The following is a 25,091-nucleotide window of genomic DNA, read 5'->3' on the forward strand; positions in this document are numbered from 1 at the left end:
TGCGATCCGCCAGGTCCTGTCTCGAATGCTGGTGCTGCTCCCGTTCTTTCGTGCGAAGCGGCTACGACTTCGGTTGGGTCAGGTCGTAGAGCGTCACTCCGTCGATCGTGGTCGCGGTGTAGTTCGCCGTCACCCAGGCCGTGATGGCCGAGCTGGTCGACTCGCTGGTCCCGCCGGGTCCGCCCCGGCCGCCCGCTACGAAGTAGTGGATCTCGCCCTCTGCGACATAGGTCTTGAACTGTTCGAGGGTGGGGGATGGGTCGCTGCCGTTGAAGCCGCCGATCGGCATTACCGGCAGTTCGGTGGCCAGCTGGTATCCGGCGGCGCTGTTGGAGCCGACCGTCGCGGCGACCCAGGTGTAGTCGCCTCCGTTCTGTTCGAGCAGCGTGACGATCTGCTCGCTCGGACGTGAGCCACTGAGCAAGCCACCCGCACCGCCCATACGACCACCCTGCATGGCACCGCCCGGCTGCGACGCGCCTCCCTGAATCGCCGCACCGCCCGATTGCATGCCGCCGCCGGGCGCGGCAGCGCCGTCCGAGGGCACACTGCCGCCTTGCGCGGTGGAGCCGTTCGGGGGCATGGCGCCGCCTTGGGAGTTGCCGTCTGGGGGCATGTTCCAGCCTTGGGAGCCGTCCGTCGGTGTGGTGCCGGTTCCGGTGTTGCCGGGCGCTGTGCCCATTCGTCCGTCCCCGCCGTCGGGACGCATACCGGGTCCGCCCATCCCGCCCATCCCACCGGCACTCGGTCCGGCGGACGGGATCGCACCGGAGTGCGCGGTGGCGATGGTGTCGACGGAATAGGCGACCGGCCCGGCGAGGCCGATGAACGCGGCGGCGATCGCGGCGATCAGCGATTGCCTCCGAGCGAGCGGGAAGGCGGCCGCGATGGTCGCGAGGACGCCGATTGCCAGGATCGTCCAGCGCAGCCATGGCTGGAAGGAAGCGCTGCGCGACAACAACACCCACGCGGTCGCGGTGGTGAGGCCGATGGCGAGCGCGCAGGTGAGGCGCACCCACAGGCGGTCTCGCGCACCCCACAGCTGCACGGCGCCGATGCCGATCAGCGCGGCGACGGCGGGGGCGAGGGCCACCGTGTAGTACTGGTGGAAGATCCCAGCCATGAAGCTGAACACCAGGCCGGTGACGAGTAACCAACCGCCCCACAGGATCAGCGTCGCGCGGCGGCGATCGGTGCGCGGGGCGCGTCTGCGCAGGACAAGTCCGGCGACCAGGGCGACCAGCGCGGCCGGGATCAGCCAGGCGATCTGACCGCCCTGCGCCGGCTCGAACAGCCGGGTGATCCCGGTGCTGCCCCACATCCCGTTGCCGCCCGCTGGCAGCTCACCGCCGGGTCCGACGCTGCCGCGCTCGTTGCCGTTCAACCGGCCGAGCCCGTTGTAGCCGAGGGTGAGTTCGATGATCGAATTCTCGTGCGACCCACCGATCCACGGCCGCTGATCGGCAGGCCAGAGTTCCACCGTCAGTAGCCACCAGCCCGCCGCGACGACCATCGCCGCACCGGCGGCGAACAATTGCGCGATGCGCTTGCCCAGCTTGGGCGGGCCCGCGATCAGATACGTCAGCGCCAGCGCGGGCACCACCAGCAGCACCTGCAACTGCTTGGCGAGGAAGCCGAAGCCGATCAGGCCGCCGGTGAGCAGCAACCAGCGCCATCGGCTGTCGGCGACGGCCCGGGTCATCGCCCAGGCAGCCGCGGTCATCAGCAGCACCAGCAGGGCGTCGGGGTTGTTGAACCGGAACATCAGCACCGCAACGGGAGTCACCGCGAGCACGGTCCCCGCGATCAGCCCGGCGGCGGCTCCGAACGACCGGCGCACCGCCGCCCACAGCGCCGCGACCGACGCCACGCCGAGCAGCACCTGCGGTACGAGCATGCTCCAGCTGTTGAGCCCGAACAGCCGCACCGACAGCTCCATCACCCATAGCGAGGCGGGCGGTTTGTCCACGGTGATCGAGTTCGCCGCATCGGAGGAGCCGAAGAAGAACGCCTCCCACGATTGCGAACCCGCTTGCACGGCAGCGGCATAGAAGTCGTTGGCCCACCCGTTGGCGCTCAGATTGATCAGATAGGCGATGGCGGTGACGACCAACAGCACCGCCAATCCTGGCAATTCCCAGCGTGTTCGAGCCAAAACGGTGTGCTCGGCGCCGGCAGTGGTCGGCCGCTCGATCGTGGCAGTCATCGACGCACCTCCGGCGTGCCCGGGCGCGGTGTCGATTCCGTGCCGACAGCGGTGGTCACCGGGCGGTCGGCGGCCGCATTGCCGGCGGTGGTGACGCATGCAGCGGGCCCAGTGGTCCAGCGCCGGTAGGCCGAGCCCCCAGTGTCGGTCGCTGGGCTGTCGGCGGCCGCGTTGCCGGCGGCGGTGTCGCATGCGACGGGCTCGGCGGCCGAGCGTCGGCAGACCGAACCGTCAGCAGTGGTCGCGGTGTCGAGTGGTGACGGCGCAGCGAGGGTGGCGGCCGTCGAACCACCTCCACCGGGCGCGGGCAGGCGCAGGGCGGCGTGCTCGGGTCCGACACGTCCGCGCATCGCGGCGGTGCGGTCTGTGGCCGAGCCGTCAGCGGTGATCGCGGGGCGGTCGGAGCCCGCATGGCGGAAGACCCAGCGCAGGCCGACGAAACGGGCGAGTGTCGCAACGAGATTGGCGGTGACGAGGACGCCGAGTTCCACCGCGACGGGGGCATCGGGAGCCCAGCGGTGCAGGGCGAACAGTGAGCCGCTGGTGATCGCCAGCCCGAATCCGAAGATCGCCAGGCCCTGGAACTGGTGAGAGACCGCGTCCCTTCGGCCGCGCACACCGAATGTGAACGTCCGGTTGGCCGCGGTATTGCCCACCGCGGTCACCAGCAGTGCCACCAGGTTCGCGCCCTGCCCGCCGAACAGCGGTTGCAACAGCAGGTACAGCACGATGTAGGCCAGCGTCGAGCTCACGCCGACGATCGCGAATCGCACCAGCTGGCCGACCATCCCGAGCGGCACCCCGGCCACCAGCGGTTCCCGGCCGACGGCGGCGCGCAGTTCGTCCAGCGGCAGCGCGCCGGTGGCCAGCGCCCTGGTCAGCCGCCAGATTCCGCGCAGGTCCTTGCGGGCGGTGTCGATGATGTCGACCCGGCTGTCGGGGTCGTCGATCCAGTCGACGGGCACCTCATGGATGCGCAGCCCGGCGCGCTCGGCCAGGACGAGCAGTTCGGTGTCGAAGAACCATTCGCCGTCGCGCACCAGCGGCAGCAGCTCACGGGCGACCTCGGTGCGCACGGCCTTGAAACCGCACTGCGCGTCGGAGAAGTGCGCACGCAGTGTGGTTTTCAGCAGCAGGTTGTAGCAGCGGGAGATGATCTCGCGCTTGGGTCCGCGCACCACCCTGGCCGCCGCGTCGAGCCGGGTGCCGATCGCCAGATCGGAATGCCCCGACACCAGCGGCGCGACCAGCGGCAGCAGCGCGTCCAGATCGGTCGACAGGTCGACGTCCATGTACGCCACCACCGCCGCGTCCGACCCGGTCCACGCGGTGCGCAGCGCTCGCCCGCGGCCTTTGGCGTCCAGGTGCAGGACCCGGACGCCGTCGAGTTCGGTCGCCAGCAGGTGCGCCACGGCCAGGGTGGCATCGGTGCTGGCGTTGTCGGCGATGGTGATCCGGGCGGTGAACGGGAATCCCGCGCGCAGGTAGGCGTGCAGCCTGCGCACGCACACCCCCAGATCGGTTTCTTCGTTGTAGACGGGAATCACCACGTCGAGCACCGGCGCGCGGGTGCTCTGCGTGGTCTGTGGCTCGGCCTCGGTCTGGGTCATGGCACCCACCCTCGGCGGCGGCGCTGCCACCGAGCTGGGACCGAGCTGGGAGGTTGCTGGGGATCGGCGGAAGCCTCCGAGCTGGCTAAACTGGGTGGGTTCGACGACATGCTGGAACAGTGATCGCCTGGAAGCATGGAGGCATTCCCGATGCCAACGATCATCGCGGTGTTGGTCGCCCTCATCGGCGCGTTCGTGCAGAGCCGACGCCAGCCGGGCCGCCCGGCGGCCGATATCCACATGGTGTGGTGGATGGTGGCTGTTGTCGGCGTCGCGTCCGTTCTCGGCGCGGCCGCGCACATCTTCGACGGCGCGAATGTCGCCGAACAGATCGGCTACACCCGCGGCGACGGTGGCTTCCAATGGGAGAACGCGATGGGCGACCTGGCCATCGGCGTGGTCGGCATCATGGCCTATTGGTTCCGTGGCCACTTCTGGTTGTGCGTGATCGTCGTCTTGACCATTCAGTACTGGGGCGACGCGGCCGGACACATCTACTACTGGGTGGCCGAAGACAACACCAAGCCCTACAACATCGGGATCCCGCTGTGGACCGACATCCTCCTGCCGATCGTCATGTGGGTTCTCTACGTGCTGTCGCGACGAAGCAACGGCGACGCGGTGCCCGAAGCCGAAGCGGCCACCGTGCGCTAGCCGCGGCGCAGGCGCAGCACGCTGTCGGCGCGCTCGCCCTCCACTCCGTCCGGACTGGTCGAGGGGCTGTAGACGAGTTCGGCCGTCTCCACCTGCCACTCGGGTCCGAGCGCCAGCTGCTCGAGCACCTGCTCGATGGTCGGGAACGCGATGTGGCCGTGCGGTGGCGTTGTCACCCAGCTCGGCCAGCCGGCGTGCCCGCCGATCACCAGCACACCACCGGACGCGACGGCGGCGGCCGCCTTGCGCAGGATGGTCGCGCGCTCGTCGGGTTGCTCGACCGGCGAATGCAGGAACTGCGCGGAGACCAGGTCGAAGCTGCCGGCGGGGAAGTCCGCGTGCAGATCGTGGCGGGCCCAGGTGATCTGCACACCGGCCGCGGCCGCGTGCTGGGCGCCGCGTTCCATCGCCGTCGTCGAGATGTCGACCGCGGTCACCCGCCAACCCTGCTTCGCCAGCCAGATCGCGTCGCCACCCTCACCGCATCCGAGGTCGAGGGCGGTACCGGCGGGCAGGCCGCTGACCTCGCGGACCAGGGTCTTGTTCGCGTTGCCGGTCCAGATCTGCTCGCGTTCGCGATAGAAGTCTTCCCAGAACTGCTCAGCGGCTGTTCCGCCTCCCCGGGAATTCAGGCCAGACTCGTGTGCCTCCCGTGCAGCGTTGGCGGCTTGCTGTTCGGAGGGGTGCGAGTTTGCCCGTACCCGGTGAGTTACCGATGTACTCGCGGTGGTCGGTCGTTCGGTCATCAAGGGCTCCTCGGTCTGGGGCGGAATCTATTCGATAGTGCAGGCCCCGAGGAAAACCGGCAAGTAAAATTGCTATTCTGGCAAATGCCGCCCCGCGGAGACCTGGAGCCGATCGCCCCAATAAGCTTCTGCCCGTGACGCGGGGTTACCGGAAGGCAGACGAGATGCCGGGCCGTCGTGTCGATGCGCGGACCGAGCGGTGGCGCGAACACCGGGTTCAGGTGCGCATCGAGTTCGTCGACGCCGCTTTCCGTGCCCTGGATCGGGTCGGCCCCGATGTGAGCATGGGCGATATCGCCAAGGAAGCGGGCGCGGCCAAGCCGAAGCTCTACCGGCATTTCGAGGACAAGACCGACCTCTACAACGCGATCGTCGACCGCGTCCGCGACATGCTGTGGGAGCGCATGCTCAGCGGGGTGAATCTCACCGACGATTCCGTCGCCGACCTGGTCCGTCGTGCCGCCGCCGAATACGTGGCGGTGGTCTCGGAGCACCCGAATGTCTTCCGGTTCATGCTGCACAGTCATTTCAGCCAGCAGGCCAAGGAAACGGAACGGGCCTTGGTCGCCGCCAGGCAGTCAGCGCGGCGCGCTGCCGAATTCTTCGCCGGTCTGCTGCCGACCGAATCGGTCGACGTGGCCGGGATCGAACTGGTGAACTATTCGATTTTCGGTGCGGTGGCCTCGGCCACAGACTGGTGGCTCGGCGCGAATCAGCGCGAAGTCTCGGCGATGCCGGTCGAGCGATTCGTCGAGTATCTGGCCGAGAGCATCTCGGCGCTGGCGCAGGCGCACGCGCGCTTCAACGGAGTCAGGATCGACCCGTCCAAGCCGCTGCGCGACGCGTTCACTGTTCCGCCTCTCCGCGATTCTTAGCCAGACTCAGGCGGTGTGGGACTGATATCGGCGGCCGGCGGGATCGCGGGAGGCTGAGTTCGCTCGGGCCGGTGAGTTACCCATGTCCTTGCGAGATCACTGGGCGGCTACGTGCAACCGCCACAGCGGGGAAACCGGCCCGTGGCCCGCGCCGAGATCGTAGGACGCGGCCAGGCAGCGATAGGTCCACTCCTTGGCGAAGGCGACCGCGTCGGGCACCGAATACCCGTTGGCGAGTGCGCTGGCGATGGCCGCGGCGAGGGTGTCGCCGCCGCCGTGGTCGTTGCCGGTGGCGATGCGCGGCGCGCTGAACTCGCGGAAGGTGTCGCCGTCGTAGAGCAGGTCGGTGCTGTACTCCGAGGCGCGCAGGTGGCCGCCCTTCACGATCGCCCACTGCGCGCCCAGCGCGTGCAGCGCCTCGGCGGCCTTGCGGGCGGTGGCGTCGTCGACGACCTCGACGCCGGTGATCAAGCGGACCTCGTCGAGATTCGGGGTGACCACCGTCGCCAGCGGGATGAGCGTATCGCGCACCGCGTCCAGCGCCTCGGCGTGCAGCAGCGGATCTCCGTGCATCGAGGCGGCGACCGGGTCGACGACCAGCGGGACCGCGGCATCACGCCCGATCCCGACCTCGCGGCACACCTCGGCGACGGCCTCGATGATCGCGGTGGAAGCCAGCATGCCGGTCTTGGCCGCGCCGATCCCGATATCGCGGACGACCACCCGCACCTGATCGGCCACGATCTGCGGCGGGATCTCGTGAAATCCGCTGACGCCCACCGTGTTCTGCACGGTCACCGCCGCCACCGCGACGCAGGCGTGCACGCCGCACAGCGCCATGGTCCGCGAATCGGCCTGGATGCCCGCGCCGCCACCGGAATCGGTGCCCGCGATGGTGAGCGCGCGGACGGGGGTCTGGCCATCGGGGGTCAGCGGCAACATCTTCACGCCCCAACCCTACGACCGGCCGTCCGGTTCCGAGACCCCACCTACAAACAGCAAATGAAAACCATTATCATTAACTGGTGATCAACTCCGCCGCCACCGCACCCCTGCCCGTCACCGTCCTGTCCGGCTTCCTCGGCGCGGGCAAGACCACGCTGCTCAACCACATCCTCGCCAACCGGGACGGCCGTCGGGTCGCGGTCATCGTCAACGACATGAGCGAGGTCAATATCGACGCCGCGCTGGTCGCGGGCCAGGGTCATCTCGACCGCACCGAGGAGAAACTGGTCGAGCTGACCAACGGCTGCATCTGCTGCACGCTGCGCGAGGACCTGATCGAGGCCGTCGCCCGGCTCGCCCGCGACGGGCGGTTCGACCAGCTGGTGATCGAGTCGACCGGCATCTCCGAGCCGATGCCGGTGGCCGCGACCTTCGACTGGGAATTCGAGGACGGCTTCCGCCTCGGCGACCTCGCCCGCCTCGACACCATGGTGACCGTCGTCGACGCCTCGACCTTCCTGGCCGAGCTGGTCAAGGGTCAGGCGCTGGCGGAGCGGGAACTCGAAGCGGGCGAGGGTGATTCGCGCACCATCGCGGATCTGCTGGTCGACCAGGTGGAGTTCGCCGACGTGCTGCTGATCAACAAGACCGATTTGGTGAGCGCGAACGCCGCGGCCACCGTCGAGGCGACGGTGCGCAGGCTCAACCCCCGGGCGCACGTACTGCGCACCGAGAAGGGCGCCGTCGACCTGGGCGAAGTGCTCGGCACCGGCCGCTACAACCCGGTGGTGGCCGCCGAGGCCGAGGGCTGGGCGGAGGAACTGGCGGGCGGCCACACTCCCGAAACCGAGGAGTACGGGATCAGCAGCCTCACCTACACCGCCGACCGTCCGTTCCATCCGGAGCGGCTCGGTGCCGCGCTGTCCGGACTGCGGGGGATGTTGCGCAGCAAGGGATTCTGCTGGATCGCGAGTCGTCCGGAGCTGGCGGCGATCTGGTCGCAAGCCGGTCCGAATCTGACCTTCGAGCCGGGAGCCTGGTGGTCGTCGCTCGAAGTGCCGGCGGGACAGGAGATCGTCTTCATCGGAGTGCGTCTCGACAAGGCCGGGGTCCGGCGCGAACTCGATGCCGCGCTGCTCACCGATGCGGAGTTCGCGGCGGGTCCGGCGGGGTGGACCGGCTACGCCGATCCCTTCCCGGCCTGGGGTGACCTGCACGAGCACCACTGATTGCCGCCTTTGGGGCGCGTATCACACTGTGCTGGTGCATGATTCGAATGGGTCGCGACCCACGCACCGATGAGGGGAGCGTGGGCCGCGGCACCGAAGCCGAATCAGGCGAGGCCGGCGAAGAACCGGCGGATATCGCCGACCAGCACCTCGGGCGCCTCGTGCGCGGCATAGTGCCCGGCCGCGTCGTTCGCGCCACCGGATGCCGCGGCGGTGTCGTAGGAATTCCAGCTCACGATATTGCGGTGGTCGCGCTCGGCGAACCGGCGGATCGACTGGAAATCGCCGGCGAACATCGCCAGCCCGGTCGGCACGACGGTCGGCTCGGCCGGGTGTTCGGCGGCGTGCGCGTCCTCGTAGTAGAACCGCAGCGAGGAGCCCGCGGTCCCGGTGAGCCAGTACAGCGCCACGTTCGCGACGATGAACTGCGCGTCGAGCGATTCGCCGAACAGCTGGGAGTTCCAGCCGAGCAGGCCGATCGGGGAGTCGGCGAGGGCGTAGGCCAGGGTCTGCGGCTGCTGACTGTGCAGGGTGTTGAAGGCCATCTTGTTCTCGTGGAACCACTGGAGGTGCTGCAGCGCGGCCATATCCGCCTCCGAGAGGCCCTCGAATTCCGCCGGGTCGCCGGACGGGAACGAAAACAGCTGGGTGACATGCACGCCGATCACCTGCTCCGGCGCGATCCGGCCGAGCTCGGGCGAGACCATCGAGCCGCCGTCGTTGCCGATGGCGCCGTAGCGCTCGTAGCCGAGGCGCGCCATCAGCTCCGCCCAGGCGCGGGCGGTGCGGTAGCGGTTCCAGCCGGTGCTGCGGGTCGGGCCGGAGAAACCGAAGCCGGGCAGCGACGGGATGACCAGGTGGAAGGCGGGATCCTCGGCCGATTCCGGCTCGGTGAGCGGCGCGATGACATCGACATATTCCAGGATCGAGCCGGGCCAGCCGTGGGTCAGGATCACCGGTGTCGCGTCGGGCCGCGAGGAGCGGATGTGCAGGAAGTGGATGTCCTCACCCTCGATCTCGGTGGTGAACTGCGGGTACGCGTTCAGCTCGGACTCCAGTGCGCGCCAGTCGAACTGCTCGAGCCAGTACTGGGCGAGGGTGCGGACGCGATCGGCCGGGACGCCGTAGGAGTCGCCGACGCCCGGCAGCTCGTCCGGGTACAGCGCGCCGCGGAGGCGGGCGGCGAGGTCGTCGAGACGGGCCTGGGGGACGTCGATGCGGAAGGGGGTGATGGTGGCCGTGGTGGTCATGACGACTCCTTCTAATGAAACGGAATGTTTCGTTCTGTTCCAAACATAGCAGAACGGATCATTCCGTTTCAAGTGGTAGGCTGATATTCATGCCGAAGCAGACCGAAGCCGCAGCTCAGCCCCGTTTACCCGGCCGCAAGGCGCAGGCCGCCCGCAACGACGGGCTGATCCTCGACGCCGCCCGCGCCGTGTTCCTCGATGACCCGACCGCCCCGATCGCGGCCGTCGCGGAACGCGCGGGCGTCGGCATCAGCGCCCTCTACCGGCGCTACCCGAGCAAGGAGGTGCTGCTGCGCACGCTGTGCCATGAGGGGCTGCGCCGGTTCAATGCCGAAGCCGATGCGGCACTGGAGGATTCGGACGGCTGGCGCGGATTCGTCGGGTTCCTGGAACGGGTGGTCGACGCCGACGTGCACTCGCTGACGGTGAACCTCGCCGGCACGTTCACGCCCGACGAAACGATGTTGCCCGATGTCGTGCACTCGGGAGAGGCCGCCGCGGAGCTGGTGCGCCGGGCCCACGCGAGCGGACGGCTGCGGGCCGATTTCGACGCGCAGGACGTCGGGCTGCTGCTGGAAGCCTGTGCCGCGGTCACAATGCCCGATCCGGTCCGGACGGCCGAGTTGCGGCAGCGGGTGCTCGCGCTGTTGATAGATGGAATGACGGCCGAGGGCGAGTTGCCAGGCCCGCCACCCGCTGTCGGCGAATACGCCTGGCGATGGGAGCGCAGGCCATGAGCGGGTCGTTCGGCCGCGACGAGGTGGGGCTGGTGGCAGACTTGGCGCGACCATCCGACACCGCAGGAGGCACGTCGTGAACTGGACCTTGGAAGTGGTGATCGTCCCCGTGTCCGATATCGATCGGGCCAAGGATTTCTACGCGAATCGACTCGGCTTCGTCGTCGACCACGACACCGTGATCTCCGACGACGTGCGCATCGTGCAACTCACCCCGCCCGGCTCCGGCTGCTCGATCGTCATCGGCAAGGGCGCGGTGCCCGAGATGCCGCCCGGCTCGCTGAAGGGGTTGCAGCTGGTGGTGCCCGATATCGAGCAGGCGCACGCCGAATTGGTGGCGCGTGGCGTCGAGGTCACCGACGTGCAGTCGCTGGGGCAGAACCCGTCGCCGACACCGCACCCGCTCGACAATGTCGGCTTCGTCTTCTTCAGCGATCCCGACGGCAACGGCTGGGCCGTGCAGCAGATCTCCAGCCGCGCCGGGTAATTCTCGAGCTGATTCGAACCCTGTCGGGGGACCCGTCCGGGCGGGCACCATGCACGAATGCTGTTGGCGAGCCCCACCGAAACCGACGAGCGACGGATCCCGCTGTACCGTCGCCCAGGCTTCCTGCGCGCGCTCTCGCCGATCGTGCTGCTGCTCGTCTGGCAGATCGGCAGCACCAGCGGCTGGATCCCGGCCAAGAAGCTGCCCGCGCCGTCGGTCGTCTTCGACGCGGGACTCGAGACCTTCCGGTCCGGCCAGCTCGGTGAAGCGCTGCTGGTCTCCGGCCAGCGCGCCCTGTACGGCTTCGTGCTCGGGGCGGTGCTCGCGCTGGTGCTCGGAGTCCTCGCCGGCCTGAGCAAGATCGGTGAGTACGCGGTCGACCCGCCGCTGCAGATGATCCGCACCATCCCGCTGTTCGGCCTGATCCCGCTGTTCATCATCTGGTTCGGCATCGGTGAGGAACCGAAGGTCTATCTGATCGCGCTCGGCGTGTTCTTCCCGCTGTACCTCAACACCTTCGCGGGTATCCGCCAGCTCGACCCCAAACTGCTCGAGCTCGGCGGTGCCCTTCGCCTGGGACTCGGCGAGCGACTGCGGCTGCTGATCCTGCCCGGCGCTCTGCCGCAGATCCTGGTCGGCGTCCGGCAGAGCCTCGGCATCGCCTGGCTCTCGCTCATCGTGGCCGAGCAGATCAATGCCAGCGCGGGTCTGGGCTTCGTCGTCAACAACGCCCGCGAATTCCTGCGCACCGACATCGTCGTGTTCGGCCTGGTCATCTACAGCCTGCTCGGCCTGCTCACCGACTCGATCGTGCGCCTTCTCGAACGCCGCGCCCTGCGCTGGCGCCCGGCGGTGCACCGCTGATGGCTGTCTTCGTCACCACCGCCGATCTCCGGACCACCCTGTCCCGGCTATCGGCAGGCCTGCCACCCGCCGCCGCTCGACCGTGAGGATCCCGCCATGACCGCTGCTACCGGCACATCCCTTTCCGCGAGACCCGCAGTCGGACCAACTGCCGCGCGAATCACCGCTCTTGGCAAGCGATTCGGCGACCGTACTGTGCTCGACGGAATCGATCTCGAGATCGGTGCGGGCGAGATCGTGGCGCTGGTCGGGCGCAGCGGGTCGGGGAAGTCGACCCTGTTGCGCATTCTCGGTGGGCTCGATACCGCCAGTCGCGGTGAGGTTTCCGTCGACGGCAGGCCGACGATCGTGTTCCAGGAGCCGCGGCTCATTCCGTGGCAGCCGGTGGTGCGCAATGTCGCCCTCGGCAGGCCCAAGCCGCGCAATCGCCGCGCCGACGAGCGGGCCGCGCGTGACCTGCTCGCCGAGGTCGGCCTCGCCGGTCGCGCCGATGCGTGGCCGCTGACGCTGTCCGGCGGCGAGGCGCAACGCGCGGCACTGGCACGCGCGCTGGTGGCCGAGCCGACGCTGCTGCTGCTCGACGAACCCTTCGGCGCCCTGGACGCGCTGACCCGCCTGACCATGCACGAACTGCTGCTCGGCCTGCACGCCCAGCGTGCGTTCGGCGTGCTGCTGGTGACTCACGATGTGCTCGAGGCGATCACCCTGGCCGACCGTGTCCTCGTCCTGGACGAGGGGCGCATCGCCGCCGACGTGCCCATCGACCTGCCGCGTCCGCGCACCGCGGGCGCCCCGGAAATCGCCGACTACGCCACGCGGCTGCTCGCGCTCCTCGGCGTCACCCACTGACCGTCCAACGCACGAAAGTTGTTCCCGTGAAACGCACTCCGAAGACCCGCCTGGCCGGGCTCGCCCTCGCCGTCGTCGCCGCTCTCTCGCTGAGCGCCTGCGGTGACGACGCGGCGCCATCGGGGCCCGTCGACCTGAGCACCGTGACACTGAAAGTCGGTGACCAGAAGGCGATCTCGATCGAGGTACTGCTCAAGGCGTCGGGCCAGCTGGAGAACCTGCCCTACAAGATCGAGTTCTCCACCTTCACCGCGGGCCTGCCGCTGGTCGAGGCGGCCAGCGCCGGTGGCATCGACATCGCCCAGACCGGCAACACCCCGGTCATCTTCGGTGCGGCGGCCGATGCCGACATCAAGATCGTCGGCGCGCTCTCGGCGACCGGCAAGGGTGATGCGATCCTGGTCGGCAAGGACTCGGCGATCGGCTCGGTCGCGGCGCTGAAGGGCAAGAAGGTCGCGGTCTACAAGGGCAGCTCGGCCAACGCGAATCTGCTGCTGCAACTGCAGAAGTCGGGCCTGTCGCTCGGCGACATCGAGCCGGTCTACCTCGCTCCCGCCGACGGCTACACCGCGCTCACCCGCGGCGACGTCGACGCCTGGGCGACGTGGGACCCCTACACCGCCATCGCCGAAAAGGAGATCGGCGCGAAGTCGATCGCCACCGCCGACCAGGCCGCCAACGGCTACAACTTCTGGGTCGCGGGCAACAAGGCCGTCGGCGACGCGGGCAAGTCCGCCGCCATCGCCGACTTCTTCCAGCGCTACGCCGCCGCCACCAAATGGTCGTCGGACAATCTCGACACCTGGTCGACCAAGTACGCCGAACTCACCCAGATCAGCGTCGACGCCTCCCGCACCACCTGGACCCGCTCGATCAAGGAACCGATCAAGCTCACCGACCAGGTGATCGCCTCCGAACAGGAGATCGCCGACGCCTTCACCAAGGCCAAAGCCATCCCCGGCAAGGTCGACTTCGAGTCCTTCGTCGACACCAGATTCGACAAGGCCTAGTACCTTCTCGCTCCCACGGCTGGTCCGGTGCTTCGTCACCGCACCGGCCGTCGGTCATGCCGGACCTGCCGCAGCCATTGCCGGGAGGGCTCGGTCGCACTCGGTAGCTTGTCGACAACGGACGTCGACGGCCTAGCGGCCGGTGAGGTGGCCCAGCGTGAGCGACACACAGGAGAAGACCTACGGTGCCATCCGGTGGGTGATACTCGGCGTGCTGTGCGCCAGCCTGTTGCTGGTGGCGATGGACGCCACGATTCTCAATGTCGCGCTGCCGTCGCTGATCGACGACCTGCAGGTCGGGCCGCTCGAGCAGCTGTGGATCATCGACATCTACGGCCTGGTGCTCGGCGGGTTGCTCATCACCACGGGCGCGCTGGGCGACCGGGTGGGCCGAAAGCTGTTGTTCATCAGCGGTTTCGTGCTGTTCGGCATCGCCTCGGTGATCGCGGCGACCGCCGGGAGCGCGGCCCAGCTGATCGGCGGCCGAGTGCTGCTCGGCATCGGTGGCGCGATGGTGATGCCGTCGACCCTCTCGCTGATCCGCAATATCTTCACCGACGTGCGCGAGCGCACCATGGCCATCGGGATCTGGGCGGCGGTGGCAGGTGTCGGCGCGACGGTGGGGCCGATCGTCGGCGGGTTTCTGGTCGAGCACTTCGGGTGGTCGTCGGCGTTCTGGCTGAATGTGCCGGTGGTGCTGGTGACGGTGGTGGTCGGGCTGTGGGTGCTGCCGGAATATCGCGCGCCGCAAGCGGGCGGCCTCGACTGGTTCGCCGCGGCGCTCTCGATCGCGGGCATCGTGTGCCTGGCCTGGGGAATCAAGCACCTCGCGAAAGGTGAAGCGAGCGTTGTCGACTGGGCGATTCTGCTGGTCGGGATCGGCGCGCTGGCCTGGTTCACCCGGCGTCAGCTCACCGCCACCGACCCGCTGCTGGACGTGCGGTTGTTCCGCAACGGCGTGTTCACCGCGGCTGCCGTGGCGACCCTGCTGGCCATGATGGCCATCGGCGCGGCGATGTTCCTGATCTCGCTGTGGTTGCAGTACGTCCACGGATACAGCCCGTCGCAGGCCGGTATCCGGATGCTGCCCGCCGCCCTCACCCTGCTCACCGCCTCGCTGCTGACCCCGATGCTGATGGACAAGTTAGGTGTCCGCACCGTGCTCGGCGTCGGCCTCGGCGCGGTGGCACTGGGCTTCCTGCTGCTTGCGGTGAGCCCGGAGCCGACGACCTATCCGGTGATCGCACTGGTCCTGGTGTCTTTCGGGCTCGGCGACGGCATGGCGGTGACCGCGGCCGCCGCCGTCCTCGTCGGAGCTGTCCCCGCCGACCGTGCCGGTCAGGCGGGCGCGGTGGAGGAGACGAACTACGAGGTCGGCGTAGGTTTCGGTGTCGCACTGCTCGGCAGTCTGCACGCCAGGATCTTCAGTCAGCACATGGCCAACCTGCCGGTCCCCGCCGACAAGGTGGACCAGGCGAGCGGGTCGGTCGGCGGCGCTGCCGAGGTGGCGACGGAACTCCCCGAACCAGCCCGCACCCAGCTGGTAGCCGCCGCGAGCCACGCCTTCGACACCGCGCTCACCACCACGGCCTACCTCTCGGCCGCGGTGGTCGGCGTCGTCACCGTCGTCACGGTCTGGCTGGTGCCTAGAGGCTTTCGCGTCACCGGTGGCCACGGTTAGGCCGGAGATATCTATTGACGCAACCAATTGGTTGCAATAACCTGAATTGCAATCAATCGGTTGCTATAGAAGGAGGCATCATGGGATTTCCTGATCAGATCGTGCGGACAGTCGAGCTCGCGCATCCGCCCGCCAAGGTGTGGGCGGCGATCACCACCGCCGAAGGGCTGGCGAGCTGGTTCGGCAATACCGCGGAGATCGACCTGCGGCCCGGTGGGGATATGCGGATGACCTGGAACGAGGGGTTCGCGGCGGACATGCGGGTGGAGCGGGTCGAGGAGCCGACCGTGTTCGGCTACACCTGGCCGATCAACGGCCTGCCCGACGACGATCCGCGGCGCACCTATGTCGAGTTCACCCTCGAGCCGGTCGGGGCGGGCACCCGGCTGACCGTCGTCGAGACCGGGTTCGCCCAGCTGCCCGACGACCTTCACAAGGAGGCGTTCGAGGGCAATGTCGGTGGCTGGAAGAGCGAGCTGGGTGAGCTCGTCGAGTACCTCGATGCGGCCTGAGCTAGAGGCCACCGCCGAACGGGTCTTCGTCGCGCTGGCCGATCCGAGCAGGCGGTCCGTGCTGGCCGCACTCGCCGCACATGGACCGTCCACCGCGACCGACCTCGCCGATCGCCTGCCCATCACGCGCCAGGCGATCGCGAAACACCTCGCCCTGCTGACTGATGCGGGCTTGGTGATCCCGGAACCGGGCGAGCGGCGTCGCGTGCGCTATCGCCTCGACTCCGCGCCGATGCAAGTGGCACAGCAATTTCTGGCTGCCCTCTCGCGCGACTGGGACGGCCCCCTCGACGCGCTCCGCCGACATCTGGACGGCTGAGCCGGAAGGAAAAACAATGAGCGACAACGATTTCACCGCCACCATCACCGTGGACAAGTCACCCGACGAGGTGTTCGCCGCCATCAACAATGTCTGGGGCTGGTGGTCGGAGACCATCGAGGGCACCACCGGATCGGTCGGCGACAGCTACCTCTTCGAGGTGCCGGGCATCCATCGCTGCACGATGACGACCACCGAATCCGTCCCCGGCCGCCGCCTGGTCTGGCACGTGAGCGACTCGCACCTCGCGTTCGTCGAGGACACCACCGAATGGGAGGACACCGACGTCGTCTTCGACATCACCGAAGGCGCCGACGGAACCGAAATCCGTTTCACCCATCGGGGTCTGGTGCCAGCCGGCGAATGCTACGAGGTGTGCTCCAACGCCTGGGGCGCCTACGTCACCACGAGCCTGCGCGGCCTGCTCACCACCGGTCAGGGCGATCCGTTCCGCCGCACCAGCACCGCGGAATCGGAGTTGCGCAAGCACGGCAACGACGACCTGGTGAACCTGGACGCCCTGCGCTGATCAGCCGCGCGGTGCGATGAGCAGTGTCTGCGTGCTGCGCCCGATCGGCCCGGTCTCGTCGAACAACGCCGATTCGGCGAGGCCGATGCCGTGCGGCTGCGGATGGGTCACCGCGTCCAGGCACACCCACTCGCCGACCGGCTGCCGGTGCAGGGTGACGGTCAGGTCGGTATTGATGAACAGGTACTTCGACCAGTCGAGCACCGAACTCACCCCGTTGCCCGAGTCGGCGGCGGCCAGCGTCCGCTCGAGGGGGCTCGGGGTGGTGCCCGCGACGATCGGATACTTCAACCGGATCCAGCAGATCGCGGGCCCCGGCCGTCCGAAAGAGCCGGAGGCGAAACGGTATTCGATACCGGTGTGGAAGCCGATCCGCTGATCGGAGGGGAACACCTCGGGTTCCGTCGCCGTCGGCAGCGGACGTGTACCACTGGGCAGGAACTCGACCGGCAGATCGAGCGCCGGCTCACTGAGCTTGAGCCGCCACGCATTGGCCTGCATCACCGGCCCACGCTCCGACGACAAAGTCGCCTGGATCAGCTCCACGCTCCGCCCCGACCGCACCACCTCGGCGGTCGCGGTCAACGGCGCCAGCGGCACGGGCCCCAGAATCTCCACCGCGACCCGCCCGACCTGAAACCCCGCCCGCGGCGCACACCGCTCGATCACATGCCCGAGCAGCGCCGAGGGCGGCCCCGCATGCTGCGCGTCCGGCGACCACGGCCCACGAGTGAGCTCGGTCGACTCGAACCGGTTCGGATCCGCCGGGTCTGGGCGATAGAAGGCTTCGGCCATATCGCCGACGCTACCGCAGGGGACGCGCGGCTACTGCCCGCCTTCGGCGGAGCCACTGGTCAGAGCGGTGAGAAGGTCGAGGAGGGGGCGGATAGGGCAGGGGTTGATGTCGGTCGACGTGCAACCGAGGGATGCGGAGCCGGAGTCGGCGACAGGGGATGCCGCCTGGGCGGTGCCGAGTGGGGTGGCGAGGGACAGAGCGGCGGCCGCGGCGGCACCGGCGACGAAGCGTTTCGTGCGAGCTTGCATGTCAGCACCCTACTGACCGGGGCGTGTGGGGAAAGCCCCCGAAATCCTGGGCTCGCTCAGTGCCCCGCCTCGTGGGCGAGGGTGACGGCGGAGATCGAGGACCGTCAGCCGATCGTCCATCGGCTCAACGGCCAGCCATTCGTGCCGAGCTTGTCCGTGTCGTTGACGAGATTGTCGGTGAGGGTGAAGCGGTGGTCCGACTCGATGACCGCCTCGACGACTACGTCACGCGCGGTCGGCCGGTCCGGATCGCCCAGCGTGTCCAGCAGCACCGTGGTGAGAACGGCGCCAACCCGGGATCCGTACGCCCGCGACCTGCCACGTCCTCGATCTTCCCAGATCGAGACCGGTGACGACGTCGATCAGGACGACGGGGCCACGTCGACGAACCAGGTCGAGCCGGTGTCGATACAGCGCGCCGAAATACAGACCGGCCTCGTTCACACCGTCGAACAGGCAGTCGCGGTCCAGCAGATTCATGCCGACGGTGCCGTAGGACCCGCGCCAGGAATAGCCGGGGGCGTCGGGGTCGGGACAATGCTAGCCCCGGAAACAGCCGGGACCGGCGCGGCGGAGCCGTGCCGGTCCCGGAGAAACGGAGTCGTCAGACGACCGGCAGGTACACCTGGCTGCCGTGGTCGGTGAACTCGGCCGACTTCTCGGCCATGCCGGCTTCGATGGCGGCGACGTCGGTGAGGCCCTGCTTCTCGGCGTATTCGCGCACGTCGGCGGAGATCCGCATGGAGCAGAACTTGGGACCGCACATGGAGCAGAAGTGGGCGGTCTTGGCGGGCTCGGCGGGCAGGGTCTCGTCGTGGTATTCGCGGGCGGTGTCCGGGTCGAGCGAGAGCGCGAACTGGTCGTGCCAGCGGAATTCGAAACGGGCCTTGGACAATTCGTTGTCGCGGTCCTGGGCGTGCGGGTGGCCCTTGGCGAGGTCGGCGGCGTGGGCGGCGATCTTGTAGGTGATCACACCGACCTTGACGTCGTCGCGGTTGGGCAGGCCCAGGTGTTCCTTGGGGGTGACGTAGCAGAGCATCGCGGTGCCGGCCTGGGCGATGATCGCGGCGCCGATCGCCGAGGTGATGTGGTCGTAGGCTGGCGCGATATCGGTGGCCAGGGGGCCGAGTGTGTAGAAGGGCGCCTCTTCGCAGAGCTCTTCTTCCAGGCGAACGTTCTCGACGATCTTGTGCATCGGCACGTGACCGGGGCCCTCGATCATCACCTGCACGCCATAGGATTTCGCGATCTTGGTGAGCTCGCCGAGGGTACGCAGTTCGGCGAACTGGGCCTCGTCGTTGGCGTCGGCGATCGAGCCGGGACGCAGGCCGTCACCGAGGGAGAAGGTGACGTCGTACTTGGCGAGGATCTCGCAGAGCTCACGGAAGTGCGTGTACAGGAACGATTCCTGGTGATGGGCCAGACACCACGCGGCCATGATCGAACCACCGCGCGAGACGATGCCGGTGACGCGCTTGGCGGTCAGCGGGATGTAGCGCAGCAGCACGCCCGCGTGCACGGTCATGTAGTCCACACCCTGCTCGCACTGCTCGATCACGGTGTCGCGGTACATCTCCCAGGTGAGCTTGGTGGGATCACCGTTCACCTTCTCCAGCGCCTGGTAGATCGGCACGGTGCCGATCGGGACGGGGGAGTTGCGCAGGATCCACTCGCGGGTCTCGTGGATGTTCTTGCCGGTCGACAGATCCATGATGGTGTCGGCGCCCCAGCGCGAGGCCCACACCATCTTCTCGACCTCTTCGGCGATCGACGACGACACCGCCGAGTTGCCGATGTTCGCGTTGATCTTGACCAGGAACTTCTTGCCGATGATGGTCGGCTCCAGCTCCGGGTGCTTGTGGTTGGCCGGGATCACCGCTCGACCGGCGGCGACCTCGTCACGCACCAGCTCCGGCGAGACGCCCTCACGCGCGGCGATGAAGCGCATTTCCGAGGTGATGACGCCCTGGCGCGCCCAGGCGAGCTGGGTGGGCGGGCCGTCGACGGCGGGCTTGTCCCACTCGTCACGCAGCTTCGGCAGACCGGCCTCGAGGTCGATCACCGCGTTGTCGTCGGTGTACGGGCCGGAGGTGTCGAAGACGTCGAAGTGATCGCCGTTGGTGAGGTTGATCCGGCGCACCGGAATGCGCAGGCCGTCGACCTCTTGGTAGTGCTTGACGCTGCCCTGGATCGGCCCGGTGGTGACGGTGTCGACCGGAGCGGTGCTCCCGTTCGAAGGCGTGGCTGTGCCCATGGTGTTTCCTCCCTACGCCGGCATTACCCGGTCAGGTTCATACGGTCGACGGCCCTGAGCGCCCTTCGAATGGGCTAGCCGTCCTCTCAGCCCGCTGGTGCGAGCCCCCGTTGGCGTGTGAAATTTTCCGGGCCGACGATACCCGCCGTGGTTCGCGACCCGCCCGGGAACTCCGCCGACGGGCCGCGAACAGCTCAGACCGAGACCGGTGCGGGTACCGGCCGCTCGGCCTCGCCGGGCTCCGGCTCGTCCGCCTCGTGCAGCCCGAACCTGTTGTGCAGCTTGACCAGTGGCTTGGGCGACCACCAGTTCCAGGTGCCCATCATCCGCATCAGCGCGGGCGCGAGCAGCCCGCGGATGACGGTGGCGTCGCTGATCACGGCCAGCGCGCAGCCGAGGCCGAACAGCTTCATCATCGACACGCCGGAGGTCGCCACGCCGAGGAACACGATGCTCATCAGCAGCGCGGCGGCGGTGAAGATGCGGCCGGTGCGGGCCACGCCCATGGCGACAGCCTCGGTATTGCCCTCGGTGGTCTTGGGCCCGGCCAGCCACTCCTCGCGGATCCGGGAGAGCAGGAACACCTCGTAGTCCATCGAGGCGCCGAAGGCCAGGCTGAACATGAGGATGGGCATGGCCAGGTTGAGCGTGCCGGTGGAGGTGAAGCCGAGCAGTCCCGACAGGTTCCCCTCCTGGAAGATCCACACCATCGCGCCGAACGTCGCGGCCAGCGACAGGATGTTCAGCGCCAGCGCCTTCACCGGCAGCACCACACTGCCGGTGAACAGGAACAGCAGCACCAGCGTGGTGATCGCGATCAGCGCGCCCGCCAGCGGCAGCTTGCCGGTGATCGCGGTGACCGAGTCCTGGTTGAGGGCGGCCGGGCCGGTGACCAGCGCCTCGGACGGAGCGGGGACGGCACGCACCGCGTCGAGCTGGGTGCGGCCCGCGTCGGAGTACGGGTCGAGCGTGGTCGCGACCGACAGGTACGCGCCCGCCGACGGGTCCGACATCTCCGGCACGCCGGCGGCCACCCGCAACCCGTTGCGATAGACGGCGGAGCTGCTGAGGACGGCGGGCACATCGGGCACCGTGGACAGCTCGCGGGCGTAGGCGTCCAGGTCGGCGGGGGTGCCACGGAACTCGGGCAGCACGATGGTCGCGCTCGACGCCATGTCGGCGTCGAACTCGGTGCGCAGCACGTCACCGACCTCGCGACTGGCCACCCCGGTTGGCAGCGAGCGGTCGTCGGGGTAGCCGAACTGGACGCCGAGGAACGGCGAGCCGAGCAGCAGCAGGAACGCGGTGGTGGCCAGCGCGATCGGCAGCGGACGCTTCATCACGGCCGTGACCAGGCGGTACCAGAACGTCTGCCGCGGCTGCTTCTCCGCGCGCGGCGCCAGCCGGAACAGCTTGCGCAGCGGTGCGCGCAGGTCGATCGCATCGATCCGGTTGCCGACCAGGATGAGCAGCGCGGGCAGCACGATCACGGCCGCGGCGGTGGCGGCCGCGACGACCGCGATGCCCGCGTAGGCGAACGACTTGAAGAAGTACTGCGGGAACACCAGCAGCGCCGACAGCGACAGCGCGACGACCAGCGCCGAGTAGACCACCGTCCGGCCCGCGGTGCGGATCGACCGGATCACCGCGTCGGTGGGGGTGGCGCCCGCGGTCAGTTCCTCGCGATACCGGCTGACGATGAACAGGCTGTAGTCGATCGCCAGCGCGAGGCCGAGCGCGGTGGTCATGTTCAGCGCGAAGATCGACACATCGGTGACCGCGGTGAGCACCCGCAGGATGCCGAGCGCGGCCGCGATGGCGAACAGGCCGATCGCGATGGGCAGCGCCGCGGCGACGACACTGCCGAACACCAGCGCCAGCAGCAGACCGGTCACCGGGATGGCGACGGCCTCGGCGATCACCAGATCCTTGCTGATCTGGGTGTTGATATCGGAGAACGACGCGGCGGGTCCGCCCGCCTCGATCGTCACCGGCCCGCCCGCGACCTGTACTTCCTCGCTGAGCTTGCCCGCGCGCAGCGGCAGCTCGGCGTCGTCGCCCTCGATGGTGGCCAGGATGAGCGCCCGCTTGCCGTCCTTGCTGCGCAGGGCCTGCTTCAGATCGGGGCGCGAGGTCCAGTACGACTGCACGCCGCTGACGATCTCGGGATCTTTTTGCAGCTGGGCGATCGCGGTATCGGCGGCGGCGCGCGCCGCGGGCGAATCAGCGCCGTCCTCGGCCGTTACGAGCAGGACGTAGTTCGGCTCGGAGCCGGGGAAGTGCTCGCTCAGGTACTGGCTCGCCTGCACCGAATCGAGATCCTCGGTGACGAATCCGCCCGATTTCATATGTGAGTGGACGGTGGCGCCGATCGCGCCACACAGGATCATCAGCAACAGGGCGACCGCGACCACCAGTCGTGGTCGGCCCACGGCGGCGCGGGCGATTTTCGTCAACATCGTCGGGGGGCTCTCTGCTAGGGATCGTCGAAAGTCACCGTAGCCCGCAATGAATTCTGCTCGATACCACCCCAAGGTGGAGGATCAACCACTATCATCTCCGCCCTTGGGTGGTTGCCGGGTGGTCCGGCTACCGCTCTACTGCGTAGCCGATCCGCTTGTCAGGCCGCCAAGCAAATTGGCGATGATGTGCTCCGCCCGCTCGGAGGAGCTCGGCGCGCAGGTCGGCGGATACGGTGGGCAATCGGCTGCGGCCGGCGCCGCCATCGGCAGCTGGACGAGGCTGATGACGGCAAAACCTGCCATGGCGGCGATGGTGGATTTCATGGATGTACCTCCGGATGCGATGTTCTGACGCGGTCACGGTATCGATGTGTACGGTGGCCGCGGCAGACCCGAGTTCCGGTGGCATCAAGTGTTGCGGGCGGGCAGGATTCGTCCGCTGACCTGGCCGAGGCCGATGCGGCGGCCGGCCGTGCCGGGGGCGGTGGCTGTGATCGTCACCTCGTCGCCGTCGGCCAGGAAGGTACGGGATTCGCCGCCAACGGTGACGGGTTGCGTTCCGCCCCAAGACAGTTCGATGAATGAACCGCGCTGGTCGGGTTCGGGACCGGAGATGGTGCCGGAGGCGTAGAGATCGCCGGGGCGGATGGAGGCGCCGTTGGCGGTGAGGTGGGCGAGCATCTGCGCGGGGGACCAGTACATGCGCGAATAGGGCGGGTGCGCAACGATTTCGTCGTTCCAGCTGACGGCCAGGTCGATGTCGAGGCCGTAGTTGTCGGTGCCGCGCAGGTAGGGAAGTGGTTCCGGCGACTGCGCTGGCAGGGGAATCCGGGCCTCGGCCAGCGCGGCGAGCGGGGTGATCCACGCGGAGATCGAGGTGCTGAACGACTTGCCGAGGAACGGGCCGAGTGGCTGGTACTCCCAGGCCTGGATGTCGCGGGCCGACCAGTCGTTGACCAGGGCGACGCCGAAGACATGCTCGGCGAACTCGTCGACACCCACCGGAACACCGAGCGGCGAGCCGGTGCCGACCACGAAACCCAGCTCGGCCTCGATATCGAGGCGTTGCGAAGGCCCGAAATCCGGTGCCCCCGAATCGGTGCGGCGCTGTCCCTGTGGGCGGATCACCGGCGTCCCCGACACGATGACCGTTCCCGCTCGGCCGTGGTATCCCACAGGGAGATGCCGCCAATTAGGCAGCAGCGGTTCACTATCCGGGCGGAACAGCCTGCCCAGGTTCGTGGCGTGGTCGATGCTGGCGTAGAAGTCGACGTAGTCGCCGATCCGTACCGGCAGCGCCAGGTCCACCGCGTCGACGGGATGCAGCGCGTCGACCGGCAGTTCGGTCTCGGCGAGCTCGCGCAGGCGGTCACGCACCGTACGCCAGCGAGCAGGCCCGGCGGCGAGGAAGGCATTCAGGTCCGGTCGAGCGAAGATCGGATCACCGAGCAGCACAACCAGATCCAGCACGGTGTTGCCCAGTCTGACCCCAACTCGGAACTCGCCATCCGGCGGCGCGAAGACCCCGTACGGCATGTTCTCCGGCCCGAACAGCGAGTCCGGGTGGACGTCGACGCGCAGCAGCCGGGCGCTCATCGCAGCCCCGGCCCTCGCCCGGACCAGGTCCAGGCATACGCGGGATCCTCGCAGGCCAGCGCGCCCTCCCCGAGTTGCAGCGGCCGGAAGGTATCGACCATCACCGCCAGTTCGTCGAAGAACTCCGCGCCGATGCTGCGCTCGTAGGCGCCCGGCTGCGGGCCGTGCGCGTACCCGCCGGGATGCACCGACACCGAACCCTGGGTGATCCCGGAACCTTTGCGCGCCGCGTAGTTTCCGCCGCAATAGAACATGATCTCGTCGGAATCCACATTCGAGTGGTAGTACGGCACCGGAATCGACAGCGGGTGGTAGTCCACCTTGCGCGGCACGAAATTGCACACGACGAAGTTGATGCCCTCGAATGCCTGATGCACCGGCGGCGGCTGATGCACCCGGCCGGTGATCGGTTCGAAGTCGGCGATATCGAAGGTGTACGGGTACAGGCAGCCGTCCCAGCCGACCACATCGAACGGGTGTGTGGCATAGGTCATCCTGGTGCCGACCACTTCCGCGCCGGGCCGGTGCTTGACCAGCACCTCCACCTCGGACCCCTCGGCGAGCAGGGGTTCGGACGGGCCGTGCAGGTCCCGCTCGCAGTACGGCGAATTCTCCAGCAGCTGACCGAATTTCGAGAGATAGCGCTTGGGCGGCGTGATGTGGCTCGACGCCTCGATCACATACGCGCGCAACGGTTCCTCGCCCGTCGGCAGCCAGCGATGGGTGGTCGCGCGCGGCATGATCACCTGATCGCCTTGCTTGACCGGCACCACCCCGAACACGCTCTCCACCACGGCCGCACCGGATTCCACGTACACCAGCTCATCGCCGATGGCATTGCGGTACAGCGGGGACGCGCCCTTGGCGACCACATACGAGATCCGCACATCGGCATTGCCGAGCAGCAGCCTGCGGCCGGTCACGGGGTCGGTCTCGGCGGGCGTATCGCCGGGGAAGAGATCGGGAAGGCGCAGGTGGCGATGGCGCAGTGGATGATTCGGCGTCAGCGATTGGTCGGGCAGTTCCCACACGGTCGCGTCGACGATCGCGGGCGGTAGGCCGCGGTGGTAGAGGAGCGAGGAGTCACCGGAGAAGCCCTCCTCGCCCATCAGCTCCTCGTAATAGAGGTTGCCGCGCTCGTCCCGATGCTGCGTATGCCGCTTCGGTGGAACAGCGCCGAGCTGCCGATAAAACACTGGTCCGCCTCTCCGAGCCTCTGGCCAGACTTAGGA

Annotated in this window: 24 protein-coding genes and 1 pseudogene; 12 read left to right on the forward strand and 13 right to left on the reverse strand. The window is 68.4% G+C overall.

What is annotated here, in order from left to right; genetic code table 11:
* Nucleotides 1–61 precede the first annotated feature (61 nt).
* Nucleotides 62–2,206 carry a glycosyltransferase family 39 protein gene (locus ACWF82_RS25120; protein ID WP_452504933.1) on the reverse strand — a complete coding sequence of 715 codons (2,145 nt, stop codon included), beginning with the start codon at nucleotides 2,204–2,206 and terminating at the stop codon, nucleotides 62–64.
* A gap of 401 nt (nucleotides 2,207–2,607) precedes the next feature.
* A pseudogene (locus tag ACWF82_RS25125) lies at nucleotides 2,608–3,816 on the reverse strand (glycosyltransferase); the annotation flags it as partial.
* A 150-nt stretch (nucleotides 3,817–3,966) separates the two neighbouring features.
* On the opposite strand from ACWF82_RS25125, the gene ACWF82_RS25130 reads away from it, so the two are divergent.
* Entirely contained in the window at nucleotides 3,967–4,470 is a 504-nt protein-coding gene (locus ACWF82_RS25130; protein WP_452504935.1) for a DUF6790 family protein, read from the forward strand.
* Here ACWF82_RS25130 and ACWF82_RS25135 read toward each other — a convergent pair.
* Entirely contained in the window at nucleotides 4,467–5,216 is a 750-nt protein-coding gene (locus ACWF82_RS25135; protein WP_452504937.1) for a class I SAM-dependent methyltransferase, read from the reverse strand. The genes ACWF82_RS25130 and ACWF82_RS25135 overlap by 4 nt on opposite strands.
* A 164-nt stretch (nucleotides 5,217–5,380) precedes the next feature.
* Between ACWF82_RS25135 and ACWF82_RS25140 the strand changes: the two genes are divergently transcribed.
* A complete protein-coding gene (locus tag ACWF82_RS25140) occupies nucleotides 5,381–6,091 on the forward strand; it encodes a TetR/AcrR family transcriptional regulator (protein ID WP_452504939.1) in 711 nt (236 codons plus the stop codon).
* Between the two features lie 96 nt (nucleotides 6,092–6,187).
* On the opposite strand, the gene thiD is transcribed toward ACWF82_RS25140, so the two are convergent.
* Nucleotides 6,188–7,039, reverse strand: coding sequence for a bifunctional hydroxymethylpyrimidine kinase/phosphomethylpyrimidine kinase (gene thiD, locus ACWF82_RS25145; RefSeq protein WP_452504941.1), 852 nt, complete (start codon nucleotides 7,037–7,039; stop codon nucleotides 6,188–6,190).
* Nucleotides 7,040–7,116: 77 nt separating this feature from the next.
* Here thiD and ACWF82_RS25150 point away from each other — a divergent pair, with 77 nt between their 5' ends.
* Nucleotides 7,117–8,265 carry a GTP-binding protein gene (locus ACWF82_RS25150; RefSeq protein WP_452504943.1) on the forward strand — a complete coding sequence of 383 codons (1,149 nt, stop codon included), beginning with the start codon at nucleotides 7,117–7,119 and terminating at the stop codon, nucleotides 8,263–8,265.
* A 104-nt stretch (nucleotides 8,266–8,369) separates the two neighbouring features.
* Here ACWF82_RS25150 and ACWF82_RS25155 read toward each other — a convergent pair whose 3' ends face one another.
* Nucleotides 8,370–9,515, reverse strand: coding sequence for an epoxide hydrolase family protein (locus tag ACWF82_RS25155; RefSeq protein WP_452504945.1), 1,146 nt, complete (start codon nucleotides 9,513–9,515; stop codon nucleotides 8,370–8,372).
* Between the two features lie 89 nt (nucleotides 9,516–9,604).
* On the opposite strand from ACWF82_RS25155, the gene ACWF82_RS25160 reads away from it, so the two are divergent.
* From ACWF82_RS25160 to ACWF82_RS25200, 9 genes are all read left to right on the forward strand, one after another.
* Nucleotides 9,605–10,252 (forward strand): TetR/AcrR family transcriptional regulator, encoded by a 648-nt coding sequence (locus ACWF82_RS25160; protein WP_452504947.1) that lies wholly within the window; start codon nucleotides 9,605–9,607, stop codon nucleotides 10,250–10,252.
* Between the two features lie 76 nt (nucleotides 10,253–10,328).
* Nucleotides 10,329–10,739 (forward strand): VOC family protein, encoded by a 411-nt coding sequence (locus tag ACWF82_RS25165; protein ID WP_452504949.1) that lies wholly within the window; start codon nucleotides 10,329–10,331, stop codon nucleotides 10,737–10,739.
* 57 nt (nucleotides 10,740–10,796) lie between these two features.
* A complete protein-coding gene (locus tag ACWF82_RS25170; RefSeq protein ID WP_452504951.1) occupies nucleotides 10,797–11,603 on the forward strand; it encodes an ABC transporter permease in 807 nt (268 codons plus the stop codon).
* Nucleotides 11,604–11,699: 96 nt separating this feature from the next.
* Complete coding sequence (locus ACWF82_RS25175; protein WP_452504953.1) at nucleotides 11,700–12,452, forward strand: ABC transporter ATP-binding protein; 753 nt, start codon at nucleotides 11,700–11,702, stop codon at nucleotides 12,450–12,452.
* Between the two features lie 26 nt (nucleotides 12,453–12,478).
* The gene (locus ACWF82_RS25180; protein WP_452504955.1) at nucleotides 12,479–13,462 is read left to right on the forward strand and encodes an ABC transporter substrate-binding protein; all 984 of its coding nucleotides are present in this window, start codon (nucleotides 12,479–12,481) and stop codon (nucleotides 13,460–13,462) included.
* 157 nt (nucleotides 13,463–13,619) lie between these two features.
* Entirely contained in the window at nucleotides 13,620–15,143 is a 1,524-nt protein-coding gene (locus ACWF82_RS25185; protein WP_452504957.1) for an MFS transporter, read from the forward strand.
* 80 nt (nucleotides 15,144–15,223) lie between these two features.
* On the forward strand, nucleotides 15,224–15,655 hold the full coding sequence (locus tag ACWF82_RS25190; RefSeq protein ID WP_378845454.1) for an SRPBCC domain-containing protein: 432 nt from the start codon (nucleotides 15,224–15,226) through the stop codon (nucleotides 15,653–15,655).
* Nucleotides 15,645–15,974, forward strand: a complete 330-nt coding sequence (locus ACWF82_RS25195; protein ID WP_379304282.1) for an ArsR/SmtB family transcription factor — start codon at nucleotides 15,645–15,647, stop codon at nucleotides 15,972–15,974. The genes ACWF82_RS25190 and ACWF82_RS25195 overlap by 11 nt, the downstream gene beginning before the upstream one ends.
* A gap of 16 nt (nucleotides 15,975–15,990) precedes the next feature.
* A complete protein-coding gene (locus tag ACWF82_RS25200) occupies nucleotides 15,991–16,503 on the forward strand; it encodes an SRPBCC family protein (RefSeq protein ID WP_452504959.1) in 513 nt (170 codons plus the stop codon).
* Here ACWF82_RS25200 and ACWF82_RS25205 read toward each other — a convergent pair whose 3' ends face one another.
* From ACWF82_RS25205 to ACWF82_RS25240, 8 genes are all read right to left on the reverse strand, one after another.
* The gene (locus ACWF82_RS25205; protein WP_379304286.1) at nucleotides 16,504–17,298 is read right to left on the reverse strand and encodes a thioesterase family protein; all 795 of its coding nucleotides are present in this window, start codon (nucleotides 17,296–17,298) and stop codon (nucleotides 16,504–16,506) included.
* Nucleotides 17,299–17,328: 30 nt separating this feature from the next.
* Entirely contained in the window at nucleotides 17,329–17,547 is a 219-nt protein-coding gene (locus ACWF82_RS25210; RefSeq protein WP_452504961.1) for a hypothetical protein, read from the reverse strand.
* A 104-nt stretch (nucleotides 17,548–17,651) separates the two neighbouring features.
* The gene (locus ACWF82_RS25215) at nucleotides 17,652–17,819 is read right to left on the reverse strand and encodes a hypothetical protein (RefSeq protein WP_452504963.1); all 168 of its coding nucleotides are present in this window, start codon (nucleotides 17,817–17,819) and stop codon (nucleotides 17,652–17,654) included.
* Nucleotides 17,820–18,151: 332 nt separating this feature from the next.
* Complete coding sequence (thiC, locus tag ACWF82_RS25220) at nucleotides 18,152–19,801, reverse strand: phosphomethylpyrimidine synthase ThiC (RefSeq protein WP_452504965.1); 1,650 nt, start codon at nucleotides 19,799–19,801, stop codon at nucleotides 18,152–18,154.
* 194 nt (nucleotides 19,802–19,995) lie between these two features.
* Complete coding sequence (locus ACWF82_RS25225) at nucleotides 19,996–22,260, reverse strand: MMPL family transporter (protein ID WP_452504967.1); 2,265 nt, start codon at nucleotides 22,258–22,260, stop codon at nucleotides 19,996–19,998.
* 138 nt (nucleotides 22,261–22,398) lie between these two features.
* Complete coding sequence (locus ACWF82_RS25230; protein ID WP_452504969.1) at nucleotides 22,399–22,587, reverse strand: hypothetical protein; 189 nt, start codon at nucleotides 22,585–22,587, stop codon at nucleotides 22,399–22,401.
* 84 nt (nucleotides 22,588–22,671) lie between these two features.
* Nucleotides 22,672–23,859: a fumarylacetoacetase gene (gene fahA / locus ACWF82_RS25235; protein WP_452504971.1), complete on the reverse strand. Its 1,188-nt coding sequence runs from the start codon at nucleotides 23,857–23,859 to the stop codon at nucleotides 22,672–22,674.
* Complete coding sequence (locus ACWF82_RS25240; RefSeq protein WP_452504973.1) at nucleotides 23,856–25,055, reverse strand: cupin domain-containing protein; 1,200 nt, start codon at nucleotides 25,053–25,055, stop codon at nucleotides 23,856–23,858. Before ACWF82_RS25240 ends, fahA begins: the two co-directional genes overlap by 4 nt.
* Nucleotides 25,056–25,091 lie beyond the last annotated feature (36 nt).

Source organism: Nocardia sp. NPDC055053, assembly GCF_053608285.1.

Excerpts from the sequence above, each read along its gene's own strand:
- ACWF82_RS25120 (WP_452504933.1), bottom strand. The coding sequence starts at position 2,206 with ATGACTGCCACGATCGAGCGGCCGACCACTGCCGGCGCCGAGCACACC.
- ACWF82_RS25130 (WP_452504935.1), top strand. The coding sequence starts at position 3,967 with ATGCCAACGATCATCGCGGTGTTGGTCGCCCTCATCGGCGCGTTCGTG.
- ACWF82_RS25135 (WP_452504937.1), bottom strand. The coding sequence starts at position 5,216 with ATGACCGAACGACCGACCACCGCGAGTACATCGGTAACTCACCGGGTA.
- ACWF82_RS25140 (WP_452504939.1), top strand. The coding sequence starts at position 5,381 with ATGCCGGGCCGTCGTGTCGATGCGCGGACCGAGCGGTGGCGCGAACAC.
- ACWF82_RS25155 (WP_452504945.1), bottom strand. The coding sequence starts at position 9,515 with ATGACCACCACGGCCACCATCACCCCCTTCCGCATCGACGTCCCCCAG.
- ACWF82_RS25160 (WP_452504947.1), top strand. The coding sequence starts at position 9,605 with ATGCCGAAGCAGACCGAAGCCGCAGCTCAGCCCCGTTTACCCGGCCGC.
- ACWF82_RS25170 (WP_452504951.1), top strand. The coding sequence starts at position 10,797 with ATGCTGTTGGCGAGCCCCACCGAAACCGACGAGCGACGGATCCCGCTG.
- ACWF82_RS25175 (WP_452504953.1), top strand. The coding sequence starts at position 11,700 with ATGACCGCTGCTACCGGCACATCCCTTTCCGCGAGACCCGCAGTCGGA.
- ACWF82_RS25190 (WP_378845454.1), top strand. The coding sequence starts at position 15,224 with ATGGGATTTCCTGATCAGATCGTGCGGACAGTCGAGCTCGCGCATCCG.
- ACWF82_RS25195 (WP_379304282.1), top strand. The coding sequence starts at position 15,645 with ATGCGGCCTGAGCTAGAGGCCACCGCCGAACGGGTCTTCGTCGCGCTG.
- ACWF82_RS25200 (WP_452504959.1), top strand. The coding sequence starts at position 15,991 with ATGAGCGACAACGATTTCACCGCCACCATCACCGTGGACAAGTCACCC.
- ACWF82_RS25205 (WP_379304286.1), bottom strand. The coding sequence starts at position 17,298 with ATGGCCGAAGCCTTCTATCGCCCAGACCCGGCGGATCCGAACCGGTTC.
- ACWF82_RS25210 (WP_452504961.1), bottom strand. The coding sequence starts at position 17,547 with ATGCAAGCTCGCACGAAACGCTTCGTCGCCGGTGCCGCCGCGGCCGCC.
- thiC (WP_452504965.1), bottom strand. The coding sequence starts at position 19,801 with ATGGGCACAGCCACGCCTTCGAACGGGAGCACCGCTCCGGTCGACACC.
- ACWF82_RS25225 (WP_452504967.1), bottom strand. The coding sequence starts at position 22,260 with ATGTTGACGAAAATCGCCCGCGCCGCCGTGGGCCGACCACGACTGGTG.
- ACWF82_RS25230 (WP_452504969.1), bottom strand. The coding sequence starts at position 22,587 with ATGAAATCCACCATCGCCGCCATGGCAGGTTTTGCCGTCATCAGCCTC.
- fahA (WP_452504971.1), bottom strand. The coding sequence starts at position 23,859 with ATGAGCGCCCGGCTGCTGCGCGTCGACGTCCACCCGGACTCGCTGTTC.